23 protein-coding genes are annotated in these 25,299 nt (G+C 70.3%); 19 read left to right on the top strand and 4 right to left on the bottom strand.

Going from position 1 to position 25,299, the window contains the following annotated elements; translation table 11 throughout:
* Positions 1 to 26 precede the first annotated feature (26 nt).
* The 12 genes from pdxT to ACIBVN_RS23395 all read left to right on the top strand — a co-directional run bounded on the left by pdxT (position 27) and on the right by ACIBVN_RS23395 (position 13,595).
* Complete coding sequence (gene pdxT / locus ACIBVN_RS23450; RefSeq protein ID WP_397139601.1) at positions 27 to 641, top strand: pyridoxal 5'-phosphate synthase glutaminase subunit PdxT; 615 nt, start codon at positions 27 to 29, stop codon at positions 639 to 641.
* Positions 642 to 644: 3 nt separating this feature from the next.
* Positions 645 to 1,394 carry a YebC/PmpR family DNA-binding transcriptional regulator gene (locus ACIBVN_RS23445; protein ID WP_349451082.1) on the top strand — a complete coding sequence of 250 codons (750 nt, stop codon included), beginning with the start codon at positions 645 to 647 and terminating at the stop codon, positions 1,392 to 1,394.
* Between the two features lie 158 nt (positions 1,395 to 1,552).
* Positions 1,553 to 3,289 (top strand): hypothetical protein, encoded by a 1,737-nt coding sequence (locus ACIBVN_RS23440; protein WP_397139599.1) that lies wholly within the window; start codon positions 1,553 to 1,555, stop codon positions 3,287 to 3,289.
* Positions 3,290 to 3,300: 11 nt separating this feature from the next.
* Positions 3,301 to 4,443, top strand: coding sequence for an enhanced intracellular survival protein Eis (gene eis / locus ACIBVN_RS23435; RefSeq protein ID WP_397139597.1), 1,143 nt, complete (start codon positions 3,301 to 3,303; stop codon positions 4,441 to 4,443).
* Between the two features lie 116 nt (positions 4,444 to 4,559).
* On the top strand, positions 4,560 to 5,090 hold the full coding sequence (ruvC, locus tag ACIBVN_RS23430) for a crossover junction endodeoxyribonuclease RuvC (RefSeq protein ID WP_397139595.1): 531 nt from the start codon (positions 4,560 to 4,562) through the stop codon (positions 5,088 to 5,090).
* 148 nt (positions 5,091 to 5,238) lie between these two features.
* Positions 5,239 to 5,859, top strand: coding sequence for a Holliday junction branch migration protein RuvA (ruvA, locus tag ACIBVN_RS23425; protein ID WP_397139593.1), 621 nt, complete (start codon positions 5,239 to 5,241; stop codon positions 5,857 to 5,859).
* A gap of 249 nt (positions 5,860 to 6,108) precedes the next feature.
* Positions 6,109 to 7,140, top strand: a complete 1,032-nt coding sequence (ruvB, locus tag ACIBVN_RS23420; RefSeq protein ID WP_397139591.1) for a Holliday junction branch migration DNA helicase RuvB — start codon at positions 6,109 to 6,111, stop codon at positions 7,138 to 7,140.
* A 212-nt stretch (positions 7,141 to 7,352) separates the two neighbouring features.
* Positions 7,353 to 7,742 (top strand): preprotein translocase subunit YajC, encoded by a 390-nt coding sequence (yajC, locus tag ACIBVN_RS23415; protein ID WP_397139589.1) that lies wholly within the window; start codon positions 7,353 to 7,355, stop codon positions 7,740 to 7,742.
* A gap of 43 nt (positions 7,743 to 7,785) precedes the next feature.
* Positions 7,786 to 9,588 (top strand): protein translocase subunit SecD, encoded by a 1,803-nt coding sequence (gene secD, locus ACIBVN_RS23410; RefSeq protein WP_397139587.1) that lies wholly within the window; start codon positions 7,786 to 7,788, stop codon positions 9,586 to 9,588.
* Position 9,589: 1 nt separating this feature from the next.
* Complete coding sequence (gene secF, locus ACIBVN_RS23405; RefSeq protein ID WP_397139585.1) at positions 9,590 to 10,585, top strand: protein translocase subunit SecF; 996 nt, start codon at positions 9,590 to 9,592, stop codon at positions 10,583 to 10,585.
* A gap of 117 nt (positions 10,586 to 10,702) precedes the next feature.
* Positions 10,703 to 11,221: an adenine phosphoribosyltransferase gene (locus tag ACIBVN_RS23400; RefSeq protein ID WP_397139583.1), complete on the top strand. Its 519-nt coding sequence runs from the start codon at positions 10,703 to 10,705 to the stop codon at positions 11,219 to 11,221.
* Between the two features lie 184 nt (positions 11,222 to 11,405).
* Positions 11,406 to 13,595: a RelA/SpoT family protein gene (locus ACIBVN_RS23395; RefSeq protein ID WP_397139581.1), complete on the top strand. Its 2,190-nt coding sequence runs from the start codon at positions 11,406 to 11,408 to the stop codon at positions 13,593 to 13,595.
* A 205-nt stretch (positions 13,596 to 13,800) separates the two neighbouring features.
* On the opposite strand, the gene ACIBVN_RS23390 is transcribed toward ACIBVN_RS23395, so the two are convergent.
* The 3 genes from ACIBVN_RS23390 to ACIBVN_RS23380 form a co-directional block, all read right to left on the bottom strand.
* A complete protein-coding gene (locus ACIBVN_RS23390) occupies positions 13,801 to 14,892 on the bottom strand; it encodes a cupin domain-containing protein (RefSeq protein WP_397139579.1) in 1,092 nt (363 codons plus the stop codon).
* Between the two features lie 242 nt (positions 14,893 to 15,134).
* The gene (locus tag ACIBVN_RS23385) at positions 15,135 to 16,364 is read right to left on the bottom strand and encodes a DUF349 domain-containing protein (RefSeq protein ID WP_397139577.1); all 1,230 of its coding nucleotides are present in this window, start codon (positions 16,362 to 16,364) and stop codon (positions 15,135 to 15,137) included.
* A gap of 62 nt (positions 16,365 to 16,426) precedes the next feature.
* Positions 16,427 to 17,311 carry a peptidylprolyl isomerase gene (locus tag ACIBVN_RS23380; RefSeq protein WP_397139575.1) on the bottom strand — a complete coding sequence of 295 codons (885 nt, stop codon included), beginning with the start codon at positions 17,309 to 17,311 and terminating at the stop codon, positions 16,427 to 16,429.
* Between the two features lie 138 nt (positions 17,312 to 17,449).
* Here ACIBVN_RS23380 and ACIBVN_RS23375 point away from each other — a divergent pair, with 138 nt between their 5' ends.
* Genes ACIBVN_RS23375 through aspS form a run of 3 tightly spaced genes read left to right on the top strand, consistent with a single transcriptional unit; the run spans position 17,450 to position 21,134 of the window.
* Complete coding sequence (locus ACIBVN_RS23375) at positions 17,450 to 18,130, top strand: MBL fold metallo-hydrolase (protein WP_397139573.1); 681 nt, start codon at positions 17,450 to 17,452, stop codon at positions 18,128 to 18,130.
* Positions 18,130 to 19,386: a histidine--tRNA ligase gene (gene hisS / locus ACIBVN_RS23370; protein ID WP_397139571.1), complete on the top strand. Its 1,257-nt coding sequence runs from the start codon at positions 18,130 to 18,132 to the stop codon at positions 19,384 to 19,386. Before ACIBVN_RS23375 ends, hisS begins: the two co-directional genes overlap by 1 nt.
* On the top strand, positions 19,383 to 21,134 hold the full coding sequence (aspS, locus tag ACIBVN_RS23365; protein WP_397139569.1) for an aspartate--tRNA ligase: 1,752 nt from the start codon (positions 19,383 to 19,385) through the stop codon (positions 21,132 to 21,134). Before hisS ends, aspS begins: the two co-directional genes overlap by 4 nt.
* Positions 21,135 to 21,189: 55 nt before the next feature.
* Here aspS and ACIBVN_RS23360 read toward each other — a convergent pair whose 3' ends face one another.
* A complete protein-coding gene (locus tag ACIBVN_RS23360; protein WP_397139567.1) occupies positions 21,190 to 22,095 on the bottom strand; it encodes a peptidylprolyl isomerase in 906 nt (301 codons plus the stop codon).
* 168 nt (positions 22,096 to 22,263) lie between these two features.
* Between ACIBVN_RS23360 and ACIBVN_RS23355 the strand changes: the two genes are divergently transcribed.
* The 4 genes from ACIBVN_RS23355 to ACIBVN_RS23340 all read left to right on the top strand — a co-directional run bounded on the left by ACIBVN_RS23355 (position 22,264) and on the right by ACIBVN_RS23340 (position 25,295).
* The gene (locus ACIBVN_RS23355) at positions 22,264 to 22,746 is read left to right on the top strand and encodes a DUF2231 domain-containing protein (protein ID WP_397139565.1); all 483 of its coding nucleotides are present in this window, start codon (positions 22,264 to 22,266) and stop codon (positions 22,744 to 22,746) included.
* 69 nt (positions 22,747 to 22,815) lie between these two features.
* Entirely contained in the window at positions 22,816 to 24,057 is a 1,242-nt protein-coding gene (locus ACIBVN_RS23350; protein ID WP_397139840.1) for a replication-associated recombination protein A, read from the top strand.
* A 576-nt stretch (positions 24,058 to 24,633) separates the two neighbouring features.
* On the top strand, positions 24,634 to 25,068 hold the full coding sequence (locus ACIBVN_RS23345) for a DUF948 domain-containing protein (RefSeq protein ID WP_397139563.1): 435 nt from the start codon (positions 24,634 to 24,636) through the stop codon (positions 25,066 to 25,068).
* Positions 25,065 to 25,295 (top strand): hypothetical protein, encoded by a 231-nt coding sequence (locus ACIBVN_RS23340; RefSeq protein ID WP_397139561.1) that lies wholly within the window; start codon positions 25,065 to 25,067, stop codon positions 25,293 to 25,295. The genes ACIBVN_RS23345 and ACIBVN_RS23340 overlap by 4 nt, the downstream gene beginning before the upstream one ends.
* Positions 25,296 to 25,299 lie beyond the last annotated feature (4 nt).

Genomic DNA, 25,299 nt, shown 5'->3' with positions numbered 1-25,299 from the left:
AAGATCCCAGGCCATCCTGGTGTTGAATGGTCGGAACCCGCACCCAGACGGAAGGATCGACTGTGCCCACGATCGGTGTACTCGCTCTCCAGGGAGACGTGCGCGAGCATGTGCGCATGCTTCAGGAGGCAGGCGCGTCGGCGACCGCCGTGCGCAGGCCGGCGGAGCTGGAGGCGGTCGACGGTCTGGTCGTCCCCGGCGGGGAGTCGACCACCATGTGGAAGCTCGCCGAGACCTTCGACATGCTGGAGCCGCTGCGGATGCGGATCAAGGAAGGCATGCCCGCCTACGGCTCCTGCGCCGGCATGATCATGCTGGCCGACAGGATCGAGGACGGCATCGCCGGCCAGCAGACCATCGGCGGCATCGACATGGTGGTCAGGCGCAACGCGTTCGGCCGCCAGGTCGACTCGTTCGAGTCCGACCTGGACTTCGCGGGGGAGCGGGTGCACGCGGTGTTCATCCGCGCGCCCTGGGTCGAGTCCGTCGGCGGCGATGTCGAAGTGCTGGGCCGGTGCGAGCCTGGGGATAGGATCGTCGCGGTCCGTCAAGGGCCGCTGCTCGCGACGTCGTTCCATCCCGAGCTGACCGGGGACACGCGCGTGCACCGTTACTTCGTAGACATGGTGAGGGAGCTCTAGGTAATGTCCGGCCACTCCAAATGGGCGACGACGAAGCACAAGAAGGCCGCACTCGACGCCAAGCGCGGCAAGCTGTTCGCGAAGCTCATCAAGAACATCGAGGTGGCGGCACGGACCGGTGGCCCTGACCCGGACGCCAACCCCACCCTCTTCGACGCCATCTTCAAGGCGAAGAAGAACTCCGTGCCCAACGACAACATCGAGCGCGCCCGCAAGCGCGGCGGCGGCCTCGAGGCCGGTGGCGCCGACTGGCAGACGATCATGTATGAGGGCTACGCGCCCGGCGGCGTCGCGGTGCTCATCGAGTGCCTCACCGACAACCGCAACCGCGCCGCCTCCGAGGTACGCGTGGCGCTGACCCGCAACGGCGGCTCGCTGGCCGACCCGGGCTCGGTCTCCTACATGTTCAACCGCAAGGGTGTCGTGATCGTCCCCAAGAACGGGCTCGACGAGGACACCGTGCTGATGGCCGTGCTCGACGCGGGCGCCGAGGAGGTCAATGACATCGGCGACTCGTTCGAGGTCGTCTGCGAGGCCGGCGACCTCGTGCCGGTGCGCAAGGCCCTGCAGGACGCCGGGATCGACTACGACTCGGCGGAGTCGAGCTTCCTGCCGACGATGAGCGTGGCGCTGGACGAGGAGGGGGCCAAGAAGGTCTTCCGCCTCATCGACGCGCTGGAGGACAGCGACGACGTGCAGAACGTCTTCGCCAACTTCGACGTCTCCGACGAGGTGCTGGCGGCGCTGGACTAGCGCGGCAGGCTCGTGGCGGGCTCGGCTCGGCGCCGGGCCCTTTGCTCGTGCGTGCGCCGTTCACCGGCTCTGCACGAGGGGCTTCCGGCCGGGCCCGGCCGGCTCCGGAGCGCTCTCCGGGTGCGCGAAAGGGGCGGGGCAGCGTAGGGTCGGGCGACGTGACTCCCCCCACCACCACTACACAGGCACCTCATCGGGCGCTCGGCTGGCTGCTGGCCGTGCCGGCGCTGTTCGGCACCCTCATCACGCTCGTCCTGCCGACCGTGCAGACGATCTGGCTCAGCCTCCAGAGCGGCGGCGTCCTGCGGGAAAGCTCCTTCGTGGGGATGGACAACTACCACGAGCTGGCCAGGCGCGGCGAGGTCTGGCGGGCGCTGTGGTTCACGTTGTCGCTGACCGTGGTGCCGTTGCTGGTGGCCGTGGTGGTGGCGCCGCTGCTGGCGCTGGCGCTCGAGCGGGCGGGCACGTGGCCGAGGCGGGCCGGGCGGATCGCGCTGTCGCTGGCCGTCGTGACGTTCTCGCCCGTGGGGGTGGCGGCGGCCTGGATGCGCGGGCTCATGCCGGACGCCCCGGGCCTGGCCGGCCTGGCCCAAGAGCTGCGCGAGCCGGCGAGCGCCCCTGGAGCGCTCCGGCTGATCGTCGCGGCCGCCACGTTCGGGGTGGTGTGCGCTCTGGCGGTCATGGCGTTCCTGCCCGCCCTGCGCGCCGGCTCCGTCCCATCCGGCGGCTCCGTCTCATCCGGCGGCTCCGTCCCACATGCCGCCGGCGGGGCCGATCCGAGCGGGGGCGCTCTTCCTCCCGGCGCCCCCGGGCAGCGCGGTGGTGCGGTGGCGCCCGCGATGCTCGTGGTGGGGGCGCTCCTGGTGATCACCATGCTCGCCGTCGGGCTCCAGGCCTTCTCGATAGGGCTGACGCTCACCAGGGGAGGCCCTGAGCGCTCCACAGAGACGCTCGCGGGCCTCGAGTACGACCTCGCCTTCAGAATGGCCCAGTTCGGCCCTGGCGCGGCCGTTGCGACGCTCACAGGGGTGATCCTTGGCGTGCTGGGCATCATCGCGACCGTCATCGCGGCGGCCTCGCGGCTGAGCATCACGCTGACCCCGCGCGTCACGCGGGAAGACGGGGGAGAGGCGGCGGCCGAGCGCAGGCCCGGCGCCGCCGGCCTGGCCGTCGGGGTGACGGCGCTGATCGTCTTCGTGGCCGTGGCCCTCGTGTGCGCCTGGCCGTGGATCGACGGCGTGCTCGCCTCGCCCGACTCCGCGGCGGGCGCCCTCCGCGCCCAGGTGAACACCTGGGTGCCCGCGATCGCCGGAGCGATCATCTCGGTCGGCGTCGCCTACCTGGCCGCGCTCGGCATCGGCGGCCTGCGGCCGCTCGGGCGCGGGAGCGAGTGGCTGCTGCTGGCGTTCGCGCCGTGGCTGTTCGTCGGCCCCGGCCCGCTCGGCGTCGCGAACTGGCAGAACGTCCGCAACATGGGCCTCATCGACTCCTTCCTGGCTCTCTTCCCGCCCCTCCTGGTCAGCGTCCCCGCCCTGCTGGTGCTCACCCTGCTGTGCAAGGGGCTGGCGGAGCGCACCGACAAGGACTTCTTCAGCGGCGTCTTCCTCCCGTCGCTGCCCATGGCGGGCATCCTCGCCGGGGCCGTCGCCCTGGTGAACGCGCAGGACCTCCTCTGGCCGCTGCTGGTGGCCCAGAAGCCCACCCTGTACACCGCGCCGGTCGCGCAGGTGGCCCAGCTCAGCGGCTTCTCCGGCACCGGACCGGACGTCGGCGCCGCCACGCCGCTCCTCGTCGTTGCCGTCGCGCTGATCGCGGTCGTGGCCGCCCAGCTGCTCTATCTGGACAGGCTCGCCCTCACGACAAATGGTTCGCGACCGCGTACCCCCGCTGCATAGGTTGTCGTTTCGTGGAAATTCGCGACCTGACTCCTGAGGATCTGGACGACGTCCTCGACATCCGCAAGCGCTCGTTCGGCCCGCTGGCCGCGGGCGACGCCGACAGGTGGCGCCAGGCGGTGTTCCCGGCGCTCGGCGAGGGCCGCTACCTGGGGGCCTTCGACGGCTCCAGGCTCGCCGGCGCGGCCCGGCTGCGCCAGTTCACGCAGTGGTGGCACGGCAAGCCGCAGCCGATGGCGGGGATCCAGGGGGTCACCATCAACCCCGAGGACCGCGGCCGCGGCATGGGCACCCGGCTCATGCGTGCCGTCGTCGAACGGGCCGCCGCGCTCGGCGACGCGGTCTCCGCTCTCTATCCGGCGACAACGCCCCTCTACCGCTCGGTCGGCTACGAGCACGCCGGAGCCCAGCACAACGTGACGCTCCCCGCCGAGGCGTTGCGCCAGATCAGACCGTCCGGGCAGGTCAAGCTGCGCAGGATGGGACCGGGCGACGCCGCCGAGCTCGTCTCCGTGCTCCACCGCGTCCACGCCGCCGCCCGCTCCAGCGGCCCCGTCGCGTGGGACGAGGACACCTGGAGCCTGTGGCTCGGGATCGAGGACGACTTCCTCTACCTCGCCGATGACGGCTTCGTCGTCTACCGCTGGCGCGGCGACGACATCCTGGTCGACAACCTCGTCGCCGGCTCCGGCGAGACCGCCAGGGCCCTGTGGTCCATGGTGGGCAGCGCGTCGACGATCGCGCGCAACGTCATCGCCCCCGTGGCCCCGGACGACCCGGTGCTGTGGCTGCTGCGCGAGCGGTCGAGGGAGGAGGTGAAGCAGGCGCGGTGGATGTTCAGGGTGCTGGACGTGGCCGCCGCGGTCGAGCGCCGGGGCTATCCGGCGTACGTGACCTGCGACGCCGTGGTCACCGTGGAGGACCCGTTGCTGGGCGCGGGGACGTGGCGGCTGGAGTTCGCGGGCGGGTCCTGCGCGGCCACCGCGGTCTCCGAGCCTGGGGTCGTGCTCAGCGTGAACGCGTTCTCGGCGCTGTATGCCGGGGTTCCGACGGCCACGCTGCGGATGAGCGGGCTCATGTCCGGCGACGAACGGTACGACGAGGCCCTCGACACGGCCTTCGCCGCGAAGCCGTACATGCTGGACTCCTTCTGACCGCTCAGGGCTGGTCGATTCCCCGGGCGTACGGGCGGTTCCGGTGCGTGGGGCACCGCTGCCGGGGTAGAGTCTCGTGCCGAACAGATGTTCGGCAGTGCGGGAGGGGTGGGCCGGTGCGGGTGATGGGCGTCGATCCCGGGCTGACCCGGTGCGGCGTGGGCGCCGTGGAGGGGCGGCCTGGAGCGCCGCTGCGGCTGGTGGCCGTCGGGGTGGTGCGCACGGGAGCCGACGACGAGCTCGGCGCCCGGCTCGTCGGCATCGAGGCCGGGATCGAGCAGTGGCTCGACGAGGTGCGGCCCGACGCGGTGGCGGTCGAGCGCGTCTTCAGCCAGCACAACGTACGCACCGTCATGGGCACCGCCCAGGCCGCCGGGATCGCCGTGCTGTGCGCGGCCCGGCGCGGGCTGCCGGTGGCGCTGCACACGCCGTCCGAGGTCAAGGCGGCCATCACCGGCAGCGGCACGGCCGACAAGAAGCAGATCGGCGCCATGGTCACCCGGCTGCTGCGCCTGACGGAGATGCCCAGGCCCGCCGACGCGGCAGACGCCCTCGCCCTGGCCATCTGCCACGTCTGGCGCGGCGGCGCCCAGCACCGCCTCGCCGAGGCCCTGGCCAAGGCCACCCGGAAGGACACCAGGTCGTGACGTTCCGGGAGACGGGCCTTGCCGGCGATGCGACGCGCCGCCGCACCGCGTGCCCGCGGCGTGTCGTCACCGGTCATGCGAGAGGATGTCGGGCTGTGATGCTTGCCGGCGGCGTGCGGGCCGTGGCGGCGTGGAAGGATGGTGGGCTGTGATCGCGTCGGTGTCGGGCAAGGTGACCGCGATCGCTCCCGACGGAGCCGTGATCGAGGTCGGCGGCGTCGGCATCCTCACCCACTGCACTCCGGGCACGCTCGCCACGCTGCGGGTCGGCGAGGAGGCGCGCCTGGCCACGTCGCTGGTGGTGCGGGAGGAGTCGCTCACGCTCTACGGGTTCGCCACCGACGACGAGCGGGCCGTGTTCGAGCTGCTGCAGACGGCCAGCGGGGTCGGGCCCAAGCTGGCGCTGGCGATGCTCGCCGTGCACACGCCCAACGCGCTGCGCGTCGCCGTGGCGAGTGCCGACCTCAAGGCGCTCACGCAGGTGCCGGGGATCGGGCAGAAGGGGGCACAGCGGATCGTGCTGGAGCTGAAGGACCGGCTCGGCACGCCCGAGGAGGCCGTCAACGCCGCGCTCAACGGGGACCGGCGGGCGGCGGCGTGGCGCGAGCAGGTCCACTCGGGACTGGTGGGGCTGGGCTACTCGAGCAAGGACGCCGACGAGGCCGTCGCCATCGTGGAGCCGCGCGCCGACGCCGACCTCGCCGCCGGCCGCCAGCCCCAGGTCGCCGCGCTCCTGAAGGCCGCACTCCAAGCCCTGAGCCTTCGATGAGCGCGCCCGTCAGCCGTCCGCACGTCGGGGCCGGCGTGGCTCCGAGCCGTTGGCATCGGGCTGAGCCCTGCCGCACGACAGCCCGCCGATGCGGTGCTGTGCGGGCGAGCGTGATGGTGGTGCCGCGGCGTCCCAGCGCCCCCGTGGGCGGCGGCCGTTGTGACGGGCTCCGCTGGGCCGCGTTTCGCCGTCGTGGTGTGGTGACGGGAGAGCGTGCCGGTGGGGGAGCTGTCTGGAGGAGGCGGGGACGTGGGGTTTGAGCGGGAGCTCGTGTCGCCCGATGCCGGGGGCGATGAGCTGCAGATCGAGGCGGCGCTCCGGCCCAAGCGGCTGGGCGAGTTCATCGGCCAGGGCCGCGTGCGTGAGCAGCTCTCCCTGGTGCTGGAGAGCGCATTGCGCAGGCAGCGGCCGCCCGATCACGTGCTGATGAGCGGGTCGCCGGGGCTGGGCAAGACCACGCTGGCCATGATCATCGCGGCGGAGCTCAACGCGCCGCTCAGGATCACCTCGGGCCCCGCGCTGGAGAGGGCCGGGGATCTCGCCGCCATCCTGTCCACACTCGCCGAGGGCGAGGTGCTGTTCATCGACGAGATCCACCGGATGGCCAGGCCCGCGGAAGAGATGCTCTACCTCGCCATGGAGGACTTCAGGGTCGACATCGTCGTCGGCAAGGGACCGGGAGCCACGGCGATCCCGCTGGAGATCGCGCCGTTCACGCTCGTCGGCGCCACCACGCGCGCCGGGCTGCTGCCGGCGCCGCTGCGCGACCGGTTCGGGTTCACCGCGCACATGGACTTCTACGAGGTCGGCGAGCTCGAGCAGGTGCTTTACCGGTCGGCCAAGCTGCTCGGCGTCACGCTTCCTGAGGACGGGGCGCACGAAATCGCCCGGCGGTCCAGGGGGACGCCCCGAATCGCGAACCGCCTGCTCAGGCGAGTGCGGGATTTTGCGGACGTGAGGGCCGATGGGGTGATAAATCGGGAAATCGCCGCAGCGGCGCTCAACCTGTACGAGGTCGACGCCGAAGGGCTCGACCGGCTCGACCGGGCGGTGCTGGGCGTGCTGCTGAAGAAGTTCGGCGGCGGTCCGGTCGGGCTGTCCACGCTCGCCGTGGCCGTGGGGGAGGAGCCGGAGACCGTCGAAGTGGTGGCCGAGCCGTTCCTCGTACGCCAGGGACTGCTGGCCAGGACGCCGCGCGGCCGGGTCGCGACCGCCGCCGCGTGGAGCCATCTCGGCATGACCCCGCCCCCCGACGCGTTCGGAGCATCCCTTTTCGACTGATCACAGAACGGTTGCAACCGTTTCACAATGGGAACTTCCCCGCGCGCCGAAACGCTGCCTCGTTGCCGCGTTTCGCAACAAGCGCCTACACTCCGTGGCTTGGCTGGCTGTGTAGGCTGACGGGCTGATGCGGCGCGGCCCGACGCAACGCACGGAATTTCCGGCGCGAGGCCGGTGTCAACTTCCTTGTACGACAATGAAGGGTGCCCCTTATGGACATGGGACAACTCGGAAGTATCCTGCCGCTGATTCTTCTGGTGGTGGTGTTCTACTTCCTGCTGATCCGCCCCCAGCGCAAGCGCCAGCAGGAGGCGATCCAGATGCAGAACTCCTTGGCCCCCGGCGCCCGGGTCATGACCACGACCGGTCTGTTCGGCACCGTGGTCGCGGTGGAGAATGAGGATGTGATCCTCGAGGTCGCGCCAGGGATCGAGACCCGCTGGGTGAAGGCCGCGATCGGCCGGGTCGTGACGCCCGGCGACGCTCCCGCGGACGACGAGTCCTCGGCCGGCGAGGCCGAGACCGGCGAGGAGGGTAAGAAAGAGTCCGAAGCCACCGCTGAGCGCGAAGGCGGCCAGGACTCCAGCACGAAGCAGTCCTGACTAAGCTCTGCGACAAACCTCTACCCGAAAGAACTGACGACCAGTGGCCCGACCGACCAGCCGCCACAGCAGACCGGGGCGCACGCTCCTGGTGCTGCTGGCGCTCATCCTCGCCCTGGGCGGGACGATGTTCTTGCAGAAGGCGTTCACGCCGAAGCTGGGACTCGACCTCGCCGGCGGCACGACGATGACTCTGCTTCCCGTGACTCTCAACAACGCGCCCCCGCCGGAGGAGGTGCTCGACCGCGCGGTCAGCATCATCCGCGACCGGGTCAACGGCACCGGCATCTCCGACGCGGAGGTCGCCAAGTCCGGCAGCAACATCGTCATCTCGATCCCGGGCGTCGGACAGAGCGAGGCCCTCAAGCTGGTCTCCACCACTGCGGAGATGCGTTTCCGCCAGGTGCTTGCCGCGGAGGCGACCCAGGCGCCGCAGGATCTGGCCACCAGCGCGCCGACGCCGACCCCGTCGGCCTCGGCGAGCCCGACCGCCACCCCCAAGTCCGGCAAGTCCGGCAAGTCCAGCCAGGTCTCCACGCCCGAGCCCAGCACGTCCCCGACGGGCAAGGCGCTGTCGTCGGCGCTGACGGCACCGACCCCCAGCGCGTCGGCGGAGGCGCCCAGCGTCTCGGCCAGCGCGGAGCCGTCCGCGGCGCAGAGCCCGCAGAAGCAGCAGAAGGGCCAGAAGGCCACGCCGAAGGCGACGCCGACCGGCCAGCCCAGCACGCCGCCCGCGCAGGACCCGGGCATCAACACCCAGGGCATCGACCCCGCGGTGCTCGCCCAGTTCAACAAGCTCGACTGCGCCAAGAAGGAAAACCGCGGCCAGGGCGTCCAGGACGACCCGAGCAAGCAGTACGCCGCCTGCGAGAGCGACGGCAGCGTCAAGTACGTGCTCGACGTCGCCAAGGTCGTCGGCACGGACATCGACTCGGCCTCCGCGGGCATCCCCCAGGGCAGCGTCAACTGGGCCGTCGAGCTCAACTTCAAGAGCAAGGGCGCGGGCGAGTGGGCCAAGCTCACCACGGCCGCCTACAACGCCCAGCCGCCGCGCAACCAGGTCGCGGTCGTGCTCGACGGCGTCGTCATCACCGCACCCAACATCGAGGGCCCCATCCCCGGCGGCCGGGCTCAGATCACCGGCAACTTCGACCAGGTCAGCGCCACTCAGCTGGCCGACCAGCTCAAGTACGGCGCGCTGCCGCTGAAGTTCAACCGCGGTTCCATCGTCACGGTCTCCTCGACCCTGGGCCAGGACCAGCTCGAGGGCGGTCTGATCGCCGGACTCATCGGCCTGGTGCTGGTGGTGGTCTACGCCATGCTGTACTACCGCGGTCTGGGCATCGTGGCGGTGCTGAGCCTCTTCGTCGCCACGATCATCACCTACACCTCGGTGGTCGTGCTCGGTCACAACGCCAACTTCCGGCTGTCCCTGCCGCACATCATCGGTCTCGTGGTCTCGATCGGCATCACGGCCGACTCGTTCATCGTGTACTTCGAACGCATACGCGACGAGATGAAGGAGGGCCACAGGTCGCTCCGCGCGGCGGTCGAAGTGGCCTGGGTCCGTGCCCGGCGCACGATCCTGATCGCCGACGCCGTCATGTTCATCGCCGCGGTCGTGCTCTACTTCCTGGCGGTGGGCGGCGTGGCCGGGTTCGCGTTCGCGATGGGCCTGACCACACTGATCGACATCGTGGTGGTGTTCCTGTTCACGAAGCCGTTCATCGCCCTGCTGGCGAGGATGAAGTTCTTCGCCAAGGGGCATCCGCTGTCCGGCCTCGACGCCGAGCGCATGAGCGAGGCGCACACGTCGGGCCGCACGACCAAACCGCAGGAGGCCTGAGATGGGATTGGCGCGTCGCCTCTATCGCGGCGAGATCGACGTTGACTTCGTCGGCAAGTGGAGACTCTGGTACAGCCTGTCGGGCTTCCTCCTCATCGTCTCGCTGGCCGGGTTGCTGATCAACGGGCTCAACCTGGGCGTGGAGTTCAAGGGCGGCAGCGTCTTCTCGTTCAAGGCGCCCAGCGCGAGCATCGAGCAGGTCCGCGAGGTCTTCCAAGAGGAGGGCGTGCACCAGCCGATCGTGCAGACGGCCGGCGAGGGCTGGCGGGTCACCACCGAGACCCTCCAGGAGAGCACTCTCACCCAGGTGCAGACCGCGGTCTCCAAGGACTTCAACGTGCCCGCCAGCGAGGTCAGCGTCGAGTCGATCGGCGCCTCCTGGGGTGGTGAGGTCTCCCAGAAGGCCTGGATCGGCCTCGGCGTGTTCATGCTGGCGATCATCCTGTACCTGTCGATGGCGTTCGAGCCGAAGATGGCGCTGGCCGCCATCGTCGCGCTCATCCATGACCTCGTCATCACGGCCGGCATCTACGCGTGGTCGGGCTTCGAGGTCACGCCGGCGACGCTGCTCGGCTTCCTGACCATCCTCGGTTACTCGCTCTACGACGCGGTCGTGGTGTTCGACATGATCAAGGAGGTCACGGCCAAGCTGGGGCACACGTCGAAGCAGACCTACTCGATGGCGGCCAACAACGCGCTCAACCACACGCTGATCCGGTCGCTGAACACCTCGCTGGTCGCGATCCTGCCGGTGGCGGCGATCCTGTTCATCGGCACCACGCTGCTCGGCGCGGGCACGCTGAAGGACCTGTCGCTGGCGCTGTTCGTCGGCATGATCGTCGGCACGTACTCCTCGCTGTGTGTCGCCACGCCGCTGCTGGTGACGCTGAAGGAGCGGGAGCCGAAGTACCAGGCCATCGCCAAGAGGCTCGCCTCCACGGGAGGTGGTGGCAAGGGGTCCAAGGGCTCCAAAAGCGCAGCGGTAGCCAACGGGTAGCCGCACACGTACGACGCCCTCGCCCTGCACCGGGGCGGGGGCGTCGTCGTGTGCGGGCGGAATGCACCATCATGGAGCCCGGCACACCGCCGGTGGAGAATTGCGAGGGATATACCCATGACCGAGCTCAGCACGATGATCCTGGACAGGATCAGGGACGTGCCCGACTACCCCAAGCCGGGCGTGCTGTTCAAGGACATCACCCCATTGCTGGCCGACCCTGTCGCCATGGCGGCCGTGGTGGACGAGCTGGCCGGGCTCTGCGAGGTGGACAAGATCGTGGGGATCGAGGCGCGGGGGTTCATTCTCGCGGCCCCGGTGGCGTACCGGGCGGCGGCCGGGTTCGTGCCCGTGCGCAAGAAGGGGAAACTGCCCGCCGCGACCCTGGAAGAGTCCTACGATCTGGAGTACGGCTCGGCCACCATCGAGGTCCACCGTGACGCCTTCACGCCCGGCGACCGCGTTCTCGTGGTCGACGACGTGCTGGCCACGGGCGGCACCGCGAGGGCGGCCGTGGACCTGGTGAAGCGGGCCGGAGCCGAGGTCGTCGGCATCGCCGTGCTCATGGAGCTGGCGTTTCTCAAGGGACGCGAGCGTCTGCCGGGAGTGGACGTGCACTCCCTCGTGATCGTCTGAGCCCGGCCCGCGACGGTCCAGGTTCGCCGCCTGGATACACTAGGGGACCTGGACTCGAACGTGAGGAGCCATTGCGTGAGGAGTCTGTGTGCCCCGTGATGTGGTCGCGCCCGACGTAACCGACGCCGGCAATGCCGATGCGCCCGGCGTCCCGGCGCGTCGAAGGCGGTTCGGGGGTGGGGCCATGAATCCGGTGCTGGAGCCGCTGTTCCGTACGGTCCGCGCCACCCATCCCAAGGCTGACCTGCGCCTGATCGAGCGTGCGTACGACGTCGCCGCCTACCACCACCGCGACCAGAAGCGGAAGTCCGGCGACCCGTACATCACGCACCCGCTGGCCGTGGCCACGATCCTGGCCGAGCTCGGCACCGACGACGAGACCCTGTGCGCCGCGCTGCTGCACGACACGGTGGAGGACACCGCCTACAGCCTTGACGAGCTGCGCGGCGACTTCGGCGACACCATCGGGTCCCTGGTCGACGGCGTGACCAAGCTGGACAAGGTGAAGTTCGGCGACGCCGCACAGGCTGAGACCGTGCGCAAGATGGTCGTCGCCATGTCGCGCGACATTCGCGTGCTGATCATCAAGCTCGCCGACCGGCTGCACAACATGCGCACCATGCGCTACCTGCCCGAGCACAAGCGCCACCAGAAGTCCCGCGAGACCCTCGAGATCTTCGCCCCGCTCGCCCACCGCCTGGGCATGAACACGATCAAGTGGGAGCTCGAGGACCTCGCCTTCGCGATGCTCTACCCCAAGCGCTACGACGAGATCGCGCGCATGGTGTCGGAGCGCGCGCCGCGCCGCGACCTGTTCCTGCAGGAGGTCATCGAGAAGGTCTCCGGCGACCTGCGCGAGGCCAAGATCCGCGCCGTGGTCAAGGGGCGGCCGAAGCACTACTACTCGGTCTACCAGAAGATGATCGCCCGGGACGTGGCGTTCGACGACATCTACGACCTGGTGGGCATCCGCGTGCTGGTCGACAGCGTGCGCGACTGTTATGCCGCGCTCGGCACCATCCACGCCCGGTGGAACCCGGTGCCGGGGCGGTTCAAAGACTACATAGCGATGCCCAAGTTCAACATGTACCAGTCACTGCACACGACGGTGATCGGTCCCGAGGGCAAGCCGGTTGAGCTGCAGATCCGCACCCACGCGATGCACCACAGGGCCGAATACGGCGTGGCCGCGCACTGGAAGTACAAAGAGGAGGTCGGCACCCCCGGCCCCACCGGCAAGGTCAAGCCGGGCAGCGACATGGCCTGGCTGCGCCAGCTCCTCGACTGGCAGAAGGAGACCTCCGACCCCGGCGAGTTCCTGGAGTCGCTGCGTTTCGACCTGTCGGTGTCCGAGGTCTACGTGTTCACCCCGAAGGGGCAGGTCATCGCGCTGCCCGAGGGGGCCACGCCGGTCGACTTCGCGTACGCCGTGCACACCGAGGTGGGCCACCGCTGCATCGGCGCGCGGGTCAACGGGCGCCTGGTGCCGCTGGAGTCGCGGCTCGGCAACGGCGACACGGTCGAGATCTTCACCTCCAAGTCGCCCGACGCCGGGCCCTCGCGCGACTGGCTCAAGTTCGTCAAGTCGGGCCGGGCCCGTAACAAGATCCGGCAGTGGTTCTCCAAGGAGCGCCGCGAGACCGCGATCGAGGCGGGCAAGGAGGCCATCGGGCGGGCCATGCGCAAGCAGGGCCTGCCGCTGCAGCGGCTGATGTCCGGCGAGGCGCTGCTCGCGCTCGCCCGCGACCTGCGCTATCCCGACGTGTCCGCGCTGTACGCGGCCGTGGGGGAGGGGCACATCGCCGCCCAGGCCGTCGTGCAGAAGCTCGTGGCCTCGATCGGCGGCGTCGAGAGCGCCGAGGAGGACATCGCCGAGACCTCCCTGCCCACCCGGCTGCGCGGCCGTCCGCGCGGCGGCGGCGCGGGCGTGGTCGTGGCGGGCGACGCCGACGTGTGGGTACGCCTGTCGAAGTGCTGCACGCCGGTGCCCGGCGACGAGATCGTCGGGTTCGTCACCCGGGGGCACGGCGTCTCGGTGCACCGGGCCGACTGCACCAACGTGCAGCAGCTCAAGGAGCAGCCGGACCGGCTGGTCGAGGTCAGCTGGTCGCCGGGCGACGACAGCGTGTTCCTGGTGGCGATCCAGGTGGAGGCGCTGGACCGGCCGCGGCTGCTGTCGGACGTCACCCGTACGCTGTCGGACCAGCACGTGAACATCCTGAGCGCGTCCGTGACGACGTCGCGGGACCGGGTGGCGATCAGCAAGTTCACGTTCGAGATGGGGGACCCCAAGCACCTGGGGCATGTGCTCAAGGCAGTGCGCAGCATCCAGGGCGTGTTCGACGTCTATCGGGTCAGCGGCGCGGGCGGCTGACCCGCCACTGGCGCGCGCCACGCCGGGGACGCATCGGCGCGCGAACGGCTGGGCTCTGTGCGGTGCGCGCCGCCCTCCACACGCGGACGGCATGCGGGAAGGCTTCGCGCGAATGCGGCGGCCACGGGACAGAGCGGAGCGCGGATGCGGCGCTCATGTGCGGGCCGCGGCGGGACGGGTGAGGCGTCGGCGGGTGGCCGGTGGGTCAGCGCGGGCGGAGGTCCGGGAGGTTGACCACGATGGCCTCCTGGGTGCTGCGGGCGATGACGACCACGGCCTCCTGGGACGGGTCGGGATTTTCCTCGCGATGGGGCACGTACGGCGGGACGAAGATGTAGTCGCCGGGCTTGGTGTCCAGCCGCACCTCCCGGTCGTCCTCCAGAAAGACGAACGACGGCGTGCCGCTGACCACGTAAATGGCCGTCTCCGAGGCCCCGTGGTGGTGATCGGACGAGCGGGTGGCGGGAGCGACGTGGGTCTGGCCCATCCAGAGGCGGCTGGACCCGGCCGTGGCGCCGCTGATCGCGGCCAGCCGGCGCATGCCGGAGCTCTGCGCCGTTTCGCCCGAGAGCTCCCCTGAGGGCACGTGACGCAGTGGCTGGTGGAACGGGTCACCCTCGGCCCGGTAACCCTCCCAGAGACGCCCTCCAGCGCGTTCCAGCACGTCCGAGGCGACGCCGGCCAGCCGTGCGGAGTCGTCGTGGGCGGCGAGCAGCTTCTCGGCCAGCTCCGGGTCGTGGGCGCGCAGCTCGCGCAGCAGCCACTTGCCGCTCCCCTGCCACCTGCGCCCCAGGCCGAGCGCCATCCTGGCGGTCTCCTGCACCACCTGCCAGCGGACGAACGTCTGCTCGCCCGGATCCGTGACCCCCGACAGGTCGTCCAGGAGGTCGGACAGGGCGTATCTGGCCCGTTCGGCCTGTGAGCTCGTCAGTCCACCCGGTCCGGCCGCCAGGCGCTCGCTCAGCGCCGTCTGGAGGTCACTGGCCCGGCCGCTCGTGCGGTCGGTGAGCACCGCGCCCTCGGCGCACATGCGGGCGAGGCTGGGCTGTCGCCTGTCGAAGTCCTTGTCGAGGTAGGCGTGGAGGCTGGTCTCGCTGTGCACGAACAGCTCGACGGGCCACTCCCGCCACCGCAGGGACTCGCGATAGGGGGTGGGCAGACCGTCGAGCACCACCACGACGTCGAGGTCGGAGGTGCTGGTGCGGTGCTCGGTGAGCGCGCTGCCGCCGACGAAGGCGTACAGGGCGCCCGGGAACATGTCCTCGACGAGGGCGCGCGCGGCGCTGACCGGATCCATGCCCGCCAGCCTAGGTCTCCGCCCCCTCCGCCGGTGCCCCATTTCGCGCACCGGCCCCCGGGCTTCGCGCCCCCTCGGCTCGCGCGCCGTTCGAGGCCCACCCACCGCACTTCGGCGCGGCTCCTTCGGGGGGAGGGGCATGAGGCCCCGATCGCCTCAAGCGCCGGCGCGGGCACCTGGGCATGGCACACCGCACTCGGGCACGCGTGAGGCCGGTGGAGGCCGTGAGGGCCTCCACCGGGTCAGCTGAACTCGGCGAGCGTGCGCTCGGCCTCCTCCAGCCACGAGCGGCGGGCGGTCAGCGCTTCCTCGGTCTCCTTGATGTCCTTGGCGCGACCGGCGGCCTGCGCCTTGGACAGCCGCTTCTCGAGCTGGTCGATCGAGGTCCGCAGCTGGTCGACCGTGCTCTGCGCCCGGGCCCTTGCCTCCGGGTTGGACCGCTTCCACTCCGCGTCCTCGGCCTTGCGCACGGCCTCGTCCACCTTACGCAGGCCGCCCTCGAGCCGGTCGCGCTGCTCGCGCGGCACCGGTCCTGCCGCCTCCCAGCGCTCGAGGATGCTGCGCAGCGCCGCGCGGGCCGTCCGCACGTCCGTGACCGGGAGGATCTTCTCGGCCTCGGCCAGGAGCTCCTCCTTGACCTCCGCGTTGGCGGCCAGCGAGGCGTCACGCTCGGCGAAGACGGCCGAACGGGCCTGGAAGAACTGGTCCTGGGCGCTCTTGAAGCGGGCCCACAGCTCGTCCTCGGCCTCGCGCGATGCCCGCCCCGCGCTCTTCCACTGCTGCATCAGGTCGCGGTAGACGGCCGCGGTCTGGCCCCAGTCGGTCGAGTCGGCCAGCGCCTCGGCCTCGGCGACGATGCGCTCCTTGGCCGCGCGCACGCCCTCGCGCTGCTCGTCCAGCCCCGCGAAGTACGCCTTGCGCCGCTTGGCGAAGGCCGTGCGCGCCGCCGACAGCCGCTTCCACAGCGCGGCCTCGGTGACCCTGTCGATGCGGTCGGCGGCCTTCCACTCCTCGACGAGCTGGCGCAGTCGTTCGCCACCCGACTTCCAGTGGGTGGTCTCGTCGGCGATGCGCTCGGCCTCGGCGACGATGCGCTCCTTGACCGCTCTGGCCTCGGCCCGCGCGTGCTCGCGGGCCGCCTTGACCTCCTCGCGACGCTGGGCGACCAGCTCAGTCAGGCCGTCGAGCCGGGCCGTCAGGGCGTCCAGGTCGCCGATGGCGTGGGCGTCCGCGACGGCCTCCCGCAGCTTGGCGATGCTTGCCTCGGCCTGGGCCGGAGCCAGGTCCGTGCCCCTGACGCGCTGCTCGAGCAACTGCACCTGACCGGCCAGCTCGTCGTACTTGCGATGGAAGTAGGCCAGTGCCTCTTCGGGTTCACCGGCCTGCCAGGAGCCGACGGCCCGCTCTCCCTCAGCCGTACGCACGTAGACGGTGCCGTCGTCGTCTACCCGGCCCCACGGGTCGGTGCTCACCGTGTCCTCCCGCACTTTCCATCAGACCCTTCGGGACTACTTCGTCCCTAGTTTGTATTACGTCAGCTCTTGCTGGCGATTGTCACGTCTTTGATTTCGACGGTTTGCTTCGGTGCTCCTGTCCCGTCCCCCATGTCGGCGATGACGCCTGCTTTGTTCACCTTGTCCAGGATGTCGAGCCCCTTGGTGATCGTACCCACCGGCGTGTAATCCGGGGTGAGTCCGATGTCTCCGTAAACGAGGAAGAACTGGCTGCCCGTGCTCCCTGGCGCCTGCGTTTTGGCCATCGCCATCACGCCGCGCTTGTACTGGGCGCCCTGGAGGTTCTCCTCGGCCATGACGTAGCCGGGGCCGCCGGAGCCGTCCTGCTGGCTCTTGCCGTCGGCCTTGGCGGCCGGGTCGCCGCACTGCAGCATCGGGAATTTGTCGCTGCCGAGCCGGTGGCACTTGCTGCCGTCGTAGTACTTCTTCTTCGCCAGGAACTCCAGCGAGTTGGTCGTGCAGGGCGCCTTGGCGTTGTTGAGCTCGACCACGATGTCGCCCAGGTTCGTCTTGAACGTCATCGTCTTCGTGGCGGGCGTGGTGTTGACCTTCGCCGGCGGCATGCCGACGTCCTTGATCTTGCCGCCCGCGGTGTCCTTGACGTAGTCGCAGGTGCCGGTGGCCGCGTCGTAGGGCTTGGGCCCCGTGCCCGCGCTGGGCGCCGCCGTCGCCGTGTCGGCGGCGGACGCCGACGCCGTGGGCGAGGAGGCCGCGTCGGTCCCTGTGCCGTTCCCGCCGAGCAGCGCGACCGCGGCCACGATGCCGCCGACCACGATCACGACGCCCACAGTGGAGCCGATGATCGCCGTGCGCTTGGCCTTCTGCTCGCGCTCGAGCCGGCGCTGCATCTGCCGCTCGTAGTGCTCACGCGCCAGCTGCTTCTGCCGGTCCTTCCCCGTGGCCACCGCTTTGCCTCCCATAGTCAATCAACTGAGGTGGGCGAATCGTATCGGCCAACGGGTAATGATTCGCAGCCCGGCGACCCGCACCGGTACCCTTCGGTTACATTCCCATTGGCTTTTCGACGAGATCACCTGAGGCAGATGCTCATCGCCGGCTTCCCCGCAGGGGCCTTCCAGACCAATTGTTACGTAGTCGCGCCTGCCCCCGGCGAGGAATGCGTGATCGTCGATCCAGGTCAGGACGCGACCGACGGCGTCGACGAGCTGCTGCGCGAGCACCGGCTCAAGCCGGTCGCGGTCCTGCTCACCCACGGCCACCTCGACCACGTCTGGTCGGTCGCCCCGGTCTGCGGCGCGCGCGACGTCCCGGCGTGGATCCACCCCGACGACCGCCACCTGCTGAGCGACCCGGCCGCCGGCTGGTCGGGCACGAGCGCCTCGTTGTTCGGCGGGCTGGAGCTGAGCGAGCCCGACGACGTGCGCGAGCTGTCCGACGGCGCCGTGCTCGAGCTCGCGGGCCTGGAGCTCGCGGTCGACCACACGCCCGGCCATACCAGGGGGTCGGTGAGCTTCCGGCTGCCCGGTGAAGAGATCATGTTCTCGGGCGACCTGCTGTTCGCCGGCTCCATCGGCCGCACCGACCTTCCCGGCGGCGACTACGCGACCATCCTGCGCAGCCTGGCTACCAAGTGTCTGACGCTGCCTGACGATACGGTCGTGCTGCCGGGCCACGGACCACAGACGACGATCGGCCGCGAGCGCGCCACGAACCCATACTTGAAAGAAGCGGCGCCGCAGGCCGGTCCCACACGAGGGATCTAATGAGTTTCCAAGCACCTAAAGGTGTCAAAGAGTACGTTCCACCGCAGGCTTCGACGTTCTACGCGATCCGCGGAGCGTTCGCGGAGACGGCGCGGCGGGCGGGTTACTCCTACCTGGAGACCGCGGTCTTCGAGGACACCCAGCTGTTCGCGCGCGGCGTCGGCGAGTCCACCGACGTCGTGAGCAAGGAGATGTACACCTTCACCGACCGCGGCGGCAGGTCGCTGACGCTGCGCCCGGAGTTCACCGCCGGCGTGCTGCGCGCGGTCCTGGAGTACGGCCTGCACCGCGGCCAGCTCCCGGTGAAGGTCTGGACCGACGGCCCGGTCTTCCGCGCCGAGGCGCCCCAGGAGGGCCGCTACCGGCAGTTCTACCAGCTCGACCTGGAGGCCATCGGCAGCGAGGACCCGGCCGTCGACGCCGAGACCATCGCGCTGGCCTGGCAGTGGTACGCCGCGCTCGGCCTCACCCGGGTCCGGCTGCTGCTCAACTCGCTGGGCTGCAAGGAGTGCCGCCCGATCTACCGGGCCCGGCTGCAGGACTTCCTGCGCGGGCTCGACCTCGACGAGGCCACCAGGGCGCGGATCGAGATCAATCCGTTGCGCGTGCTCGACGACAGGCGTCCCGAGGTGCGCGCGCAGCTGGCGAACGCGCCGCTCATCGGCGACCACCTGTGCGCCGACTGCAAGGCCCACCACGACCGGGTCAAGCAGCTCCTGGGCGATCTCGGCATCGCGTGGGAGGACGCGCCCCGGCTCGTCCGCGGGCTCGACTACTACACCCGCACCACCTTCGAGTTCGACCACCCGCTGCTGGGCGCGCAGTCAGGCATCGGCGGCGGCGGCCGCTACGACGGGCTCTCGGAGGCCATCGGCGGGCCGGCGCTGCCCGGCATCGGCTTCGGCCTCGGCCTTGACCGGACCGTCATCGCCATGGAGCGGGAAGGCATCGAGCTCGCCACCCCGCCCCGCTGCGAGGTGTACGGTGTGGCGCTGGGCGACGAGGCGGCGCGGGCCATGTTCAAGCTCGTGAGCGAGCTGCGCGCGGCCGGTGTCGCCGCCGACATGTCCTTCGGCGGCAAGGGGCTCAAGGGCGCGATGAAGGGGGCCGATCGATCCGGCGCCCGCTTCGCGCTGATCCTGGGCGAGCGTGACCTGGCGGCCGAGGCCGTGCAAGTGAAGGACCTGACCACCGCTGAGCAGACCGAGGTGCCCTTGGCCGAGGTCGTCGACGTTTTGAAAGGGAAAGTGCAGTGATCCGCACGCATCAGGCCGGGTCGCTCCGCGAGGAGCACGCCGGGCAGCAGGTGACGCTCGCAGGATGGGTGGCCCGCCGCCGTGACCACGGCGGCGTGGTCTTCATCGACCTGCGCGACGCCTCCGGCTCGGCACAGGTGGTCTTCCGCGAGGAGGACCACGCCCACGACCTGCGGGCCGAATACTGCGTGAAGGTCGTCGGCCAGGTCAGGGTGCGCCCCGAGGGCAACGAGAACCCCGACCTGCCCACCGGCGCCATCGAGGTGGTGGCCGAGCGGGTCGAGGTGCTGAGCGAGTCCGCGCCGCTGCCGTTCCCCATCGAGGGCAACGTGGGCGTGTCGGAGGAGGCCCGGCTCAAGTACCGCTACCTCGACATCCGCCGCCAGCAGGTGGCCAACGCGATGCGCACCCGCTCCAAGGCCACCTACCTCGCCAACGAGGTGATGCACGAGCTCGGCTTCGTCTACGTCGAGACGCCGACGCTGACCCGCTCCACCCCCGAGGGCGCGCGCGACTTCCTGGTCCCGGTACGCCTGCAGCCCGGCAACTGGTATGCCCTGCCCCAGTCGCCCCAGCTGTTCAAGCAGCTCCTCCAGGTCGCCGGCCTCGAGCGCTACTACCAGCTCGCCAAGTGCTACCGCGACGAGGACCTGCGCGCGGACCGGCAGCCGGAGTTCACGCAGATCGACGTCGAGATGTCGTTCGTGGACCAGGAGGACGTCATCGAGGTCGGCGAGAAGCTGATCGGCCGGCTGTGGAAGGAGATCGTCGGCTACGAGCTGCCGACCCCGCTGCCGCGCATGACGTACGCCGACGCCATGGCCCGCTACGGCTCCGACAAGCCCGACCTGCGCTTCGGCCAGGAGCTGGTCGAGATGACCGGCTACTTCGCCAACACCTCCTTCCGCGTCTTCCAGGCCGAATACGTCGGCGCCGTGGTCATGCCCGGCGGGGCCTCGCAGACGCGCAAGGAGCTCGACGCCTGGCAGGAGTGGGCCCGCAGCCGTGGCGCCAGGGGCCTGGCGTACGTGCTCGTCCAGGAGGACGGGACGCTGGGCGGCCCGGTCGCCAAGAACCTCTCGGAGGAGGAGCTCTCCGGGCTCGCGGCCAAGGTGGGCGCCGAGCCGGGCGACGCGATCTTCTTCGCGGCCGGTCTGCAGCACGCCTCGCGCGAGCTGCTCGGCGCCGCCCGCCTGGAGATCGGCCGCCGCTGCGGTCTGATCGACGAGTCGGCGTGGGCGTTCCTGTGGGTCGTCGACGCGCCCATGTTCGAGCCGGTGCACGACGAGGTGGGCCGCGAGATCGGCTGGACGGCCGTGCACCACCCGTTCACCGGGCCCAAGCCGGAGTGGGCCGACAACTTCCAGGACCACCCGGGCGAGGCGCTGGCGTACGCCTACGACATGGTCTGCAACGGCATGGAGATCGGCGGCGGCTCCATCCGTATCCACCGCGCGGAGATGCAGCAGCGCGTGTTCGACGTGCTGGGCATCTCCAAGGAGGAGGCGGAGAGCAAGTTCGGCTTCCTGCTGGAGGCGTTCAAGTACGGGCCCCCGCCGCACGGCGGCATCGCCTACGGCTGGGACCGCATCTGCATGCTGCTGTCCGGCGGCGAGTCGATCCGCGACGTGATCGCCTTCCCGAAGACCGCCTCCGGCTTCGACCCGCTCACGGCCGCGCCCACGCCGATCACGGCCGAGCAGCGCAAGGAGGCGGGCGTCGACGCCCAGCCCAAGGCCGAGGTCTAGGCATGTGAAAAACGGCGGGCACCGGCCACGGTGCCCGCCGTTTCGCGTCGTCGTCCTACTTGAACGTGATGCTCTTGATGATCACGGGCTTCTTGGGTGCGGTGGTGCCGCCGTCGCCGGTGATGTCGGCGTTGTTGAGCAGCAGGTCCTTGCCGCTGGTGGCCAGCCCCAGCAGCATGTCCATGCCCTCGCTGACCACGCCGACGACGTTGTAGCCCGAGCCGATCTGGGTGTTCTCGTCCGACAGCGAGATGGCGAACTGGCTGTTGTTCTGGCCCATCGCGTCACCCGCCTGGGTCATGAACACCACCCCCTTGGCCAGGGGGATGTCGGTGTTCTCGTCACCGTAGACGTACCCCGCGGTGCCCTGCCCGTCGGTCGGGTTCTTGCCGTCGGCCTTGGCCAGCGGGTCGCCGCACTGCAGCATGTGCACGCCGGACACGTCGGGCGTGACCAGGCGGTGGCATTTCATGTCGTTGTAGAACTTCTTCTTCGCCAGGAAGCTCAGCGAGTTGATCGAGCACGGCGCGGCGTCGGTCATGAGGTCGACGACGACCGTGCCACGGTTGGTGGTGATCGTCATCTTCTTCAGCTTCATGTTGGGCCGCTTGCCGGGCAGACCGACGAACTTGTTCGGCACCCCGGTCTCCCGCTTGTAGGTGCAGGTGACCGGGCCCGTCTTGGCAGGCGGAGTGGACGGCGTCGTCGCACTCGGGGAGGCGCTCGCGCTCGCGGAGGCGCTGCTCTTCGCCGCCGCCTCGCCGGCTGGGTCCTTGTTGACCAGCGTGGTCGCGGCGAAGATGCCGCCCGCGACCACCACGACGGCCACGCCTGCGCCGATGAAGGTGTTCCGCCTCGCCTTGGCGGTCTGAGCGGCGGCGCGCTGGGCCTGCCGTTCCTTGTGCTCCCGCGCCAGCTCGTTCTGGCGGTCTTCCTCGTTCTGGCGGTCGTCGCCGCTCACCGCTATGTCCTCTCATTTTGCACGTGCATGACCAAACAGCTTCCGCGCATGCTACCGGCCCCCGATATGTGCCGGACGTAAGTGGCGAAAGCCGCGCATGCGACAGCTGAGGTCGCGAACCATATGGTGCTCCCATTCGTAGTTGAAATGAGAACCAAGGAGCCCCCCATGTTCGACCAAATCCTGGGCCTGCCGGCTCACCCCCTGATCATTCACTTCGCCGTCGTGCTGACCCCGCTGCTGGTCGTCACCGCCGCGGTCTACGCGCTGGCGCCGCGCTGGCGCACCCACGCGGCCTGGGCGGTGGTCCTGCTCTCCCTGGCCGCGCCCGGGACGGTCTTCGCGGCCAAGGAGAGCGGCGAGAGCCTCAAGGCGGCCCGCTTCGCCACGGCGGACGGCGAACTCGGGGCCCGCATCTCCACGCACGAGAGCTTCGCCAACCCGCTGCTGCTGTCGGTGCTCGGGCTGGCCGCCTCCGCCCTCCTGCTCGTGTACGCCACCCGCCCCGCCCGCGACTCGGTCGGCCGCGACAGGTTCGGCCGGACCGCCACGCTGGCCCTGTCGGCGCTGACACTGGTGCTGGCCGCGGTGGCCGGCTACTACGTCTTCCGCGCCGGAGACTCGGGAGCGAGAGCCGTCTGGGGCATGTAATCTCGCGTTGTGGATAGCCTGTTCGATTCGGCGGCCGAGGAAGCCACCCCGCAACCCCTCGCGGTGCGGATGCGCCCGCGCACGCTCGACGAGGTGATCGGCCAGCGGCACCTGCTCGGCTCAGGCACCCCGCTGCGGCGCCTGGTCGAGAGCGAGGCTCCCATGTCGCTGTTCCTGTGGGGGCCGCCGGGCACCGGCAAGACCACGCTCGCCTACGTCGTCTCCAACGTCACCAAGCGCCGCTTCGTCGAGATCTCCGCCGTCTCGGCCGGTGTCAAGGACGTACGGGCCGCCATCGACAACGCGCGGCGCGAGCTGGGCATGACGGGCCGCCAGACCGTGCTGTTCGTGGACGAGGTGCACCGCTTCAACAAGGCCCAGCAGGACGCGCTGCTGCCCGCCGTCGAGAACCGCTGGGTCACCTTCATCGGCGCCACCACGGAAAACCCGTTCTTCTCGGTCATCTCACCGCTGCTGTCGCGCTCGCTGCTGCTCACGCTTGAGTCACTGTCCGACGACGACGTGCGCGCAGTGCTGGAGCGCGCGGTGTCCGACCCGCGCGGTCTCGGCGGTCGCGCCACGCTCGCGCCCGAGGCCCTCGACCATCTGGTACGCCTGGCGGGCGGTGACGCGCGCCGGTCGCTGACGTACCTGGAGGCCGCGGCGCTGCTGGCCGACGACATCACCGTGGAGGTGGTGGAGAAGGCCGTCGACAAGGCCGCCGTACGCTATGACCGGCAGGGCGACCAGCACTACGACGTGATCAGCGCGTTCATCAAGTCGATGCGCGGATCCGACGCCGACGCGGCGCTCCACTACCTGGCCCGCATGATCGAGGCCGGCGAGGACCCGCGCTTCATCGCCCGCCGCATCGTCATCTTCGCCTCCGAGGACGTCGGCATGGCCGACCCGACGTGCCTGCAGACCGCGGTGGCCGCCGCTCAGGCGGTGCAGCTGATCGGGCTGCCCGAGGGGCAGATCAACCTGGCGCACGCGGTCATCCACTGCGCCATGGCCCCCAAGTCCAACGCCGTCGTCAAGGCCATCGGGGCGGCCGTCGGCGACGTCCGGCGGGGCCTGATCGGCCAGGTGCCCGGCCACCTCCGCGACGCCCACTACCCGGGCGCGGCCAAGCTCGGCCACGGGGACGGGTACAAGTACCCGCACGACTTCGACCACGGGGTGGTGCGGCAGGAGTACGCGCCCGAGCAGGTGCGCGACCGCCGCTACTACGAGCCGACCCGCCATGGCGCCGAGGCCCCGGTGGCCGAACGCTGGGCCAAGATCCGCGACTTTCTCCGAGGGTCGTGATCGTGGCGTTTGCGTCAGGCGGCGCTCGAGCGCTCTTGCTGTGATCTACATCGTAAAGGGCGTCGCTCAGGTTCTTGGGGTGCGTGACGTCGGGCGTTCGGCCGGCGCGACTGGTGCGGGCAGGGGGTCGGCGGTGCGTCGGGCGTCGGCTCGGCCACCGGCCCGGCGGGCCGGGCGTGCGGGATGGCGTAAGTTGGGGGTGCGGACGTGTCAAGGCACGACCGGGCCGGGACCGGCCGGCGGCGCGTGGTGTCAGCGCGGCCCGTGCTGCGAGGTGGCCCGTGGTGCAAGGCGGCGCTGGTGCCAAGGCAGCATGTGGTGCCAGGGCAGCGCTTGGTGTCAGGGCGGCGTATGGCGTCTGGCCCGCGAGGTCCAGAGTGGTGAGCGAGGTCGAGGAGACCAGCGAAGCCGGGCCGGTGTGCGAGGTCGGGGCGGGTGCGGTGCGGCGGGTGACGGTCGCGGAAGTGACGGGTGCCGACGCGGCGGGTCGATCAAGACCGGCGACCTCACCAAGGTTGTCACTTCAACGCGATAGGGTCTTGCCGTTCCGGCCCAGCGCACGAGGGAGATGAGCGGATGCTTACCGCTGGAGAGCTCGCCGGGCTGATCGCGGCCATCGGCTGGATAGTCCTGGTCTGCGTTCTGGCCATGGTGCTCGTCAAGCTCGCCAGGCTGCTCACCGAGACCACCAAGGCGGTCTCCGACCTGAACGATCGCCTGGCGCCGCTGCTGGACGACATGAGCGTCACGGTCAACGAGACCAACAGGCAGCTGGTCGCCGTCGAGGCCATCGCCAAGGACGTCAAGCAGGTCAGCGGCCACGCCGCCAAGCTCAGCGCGGTCACCCAGACCATCTTCACCGGGCCGCTGATCAAGGTGTCGTCGCTCGGATACGGCGTGCGGCGCGCGATCGAGGCCCGCAGGGCGCCCAGGCTCAGGGCGAGGCCCCAGCCCGGGTTCACGGCCGAAGCCAAGGCCGAGACCAAGGTCGCGCGGAGGCGGACGCGATGATCAGGCGGCTGTTCTATCTGTCGCTGGGCGCGTTCCTCACCTTCTGGGTGATGCGCAGGCTGCAGGCGCTCCATCCCAACCACGTCGCACGCAGGACGGCGGACAGCGCCGCGGGGATGCTCCAGCAGGTGAGAGACTTTACTTTCGACGCGCTCGGCGAGGCCGCGGAGCGCGAAACCGAGTTGCGAGCACGCTTCGGGCTCGACAAGGCTGAAGACAACAACTAACGCA

It is taken from the genome of Nonomuraea sp. NPDC049400 (genome assembly GCF_044466425.1).
In the GTDB taxonomy this organism is placed as follows: Bacteria; Actinomycetota; Actinomycetes; order Streptosporangiales; family Streptosporangiaceae; genus Nonomuraea.
The sequence above is the reverse complement of the archived record's forward strand: the minus strand, read 5'-3'. Positions and strand labels throughout refer to the sequence as shown.

Bases quoted from the DNA above. Each gene is read 5' to 3' on its own strand.
- pdxT (WP_397139601.1), top strand. From the start codon at position 27: ATGGTCGGAACCCGCACCCAGACGGAAGGATCGACTGTGCCCACGATC.
- ACIBVN_RS23375 (WP_397139573.1), top strand. From the start codon at position 17,450: ATGCTCATCGCCGGCTTCCCCGCAGGGGCCTTCCAGACCAATTGTTAC.
- ACIBVN_RS23345 (WP_397139563.1), top strand. From the start codon at position 24,634: ATGCTTACCGCTGGAGAGCTCGCCGGGCTGATCGCGGCCATCGGCTGG.
- secF (WP_397139585.1), top strand. From the start codon at position 9,590: ATGGGATTGGCGCGTCGCCTCTATCGCGGCGAGATCGACGTTGACTTC.
- yajC (WP_397139589.1), top strand. From the start codon at position 7,353: ATGGACATGGGACAACTCGGAAGTATCCTGCCGCTGATTCTTCTGGTG.
- ACIBVN_RS23350 (WP_397139840.1), top strand. From the start codon at position 22,816: ATGCGCCCGCGCACGCTCGACGAGGTGATCGGCCAGCGGCACCTGCTC.
- ACIBVN_RS23395 (WP_397139581.1), top strand. From the start codon at position 11,406: ATGAATCCGGTGCTGGAGCCGCTGTTCCGTACGGTCCGCGCCACCCAT.
- ACIBVN_RS23445 (WP_349451082.1), top strand. From the start codon at position 645: ATGTCCGGCCACTCCAAATGGGCGACGACGAAGCACAAGAAGGCCGCA.
- hisS (WP_397139571.1), top strand. From the start codon at position 18,130: ATGAGTTTCCAAGCACCTAAAGGTGTCAAAGAGTACGTTCCACCGCAG.
- ACIBVN_RS23340 (WP_397139561.1), top strand. From the start codon at position 25,065: ATGATCAGGCGGCTGTTCTATCTGTCGCTGGGCGCGTTCCTCACCTTC.
- ACIBVN_RS23390 (WP_397139579.1), bottom strand. From the start codon at position 14,892: ATGGATCCGGTCAGCGCCGCGCGCGCCCTCGTCGAGGACATGTTCCCG.
- ACIBVN_RS23400 (WP_397139583.1), top strand. From the start codon at position 10,703: ATGACCGAGCTCAGCACGATGATCCTGGACAGGATCAGGGACGTGCCC.
- ACIBVN_RS23355 (WP_397139565.1), top strand. From the start codon at position 22,264: ATGTTCGACCAAATCCTGGGCCTGCCGGCTCACCCCCTGATCATTCAC.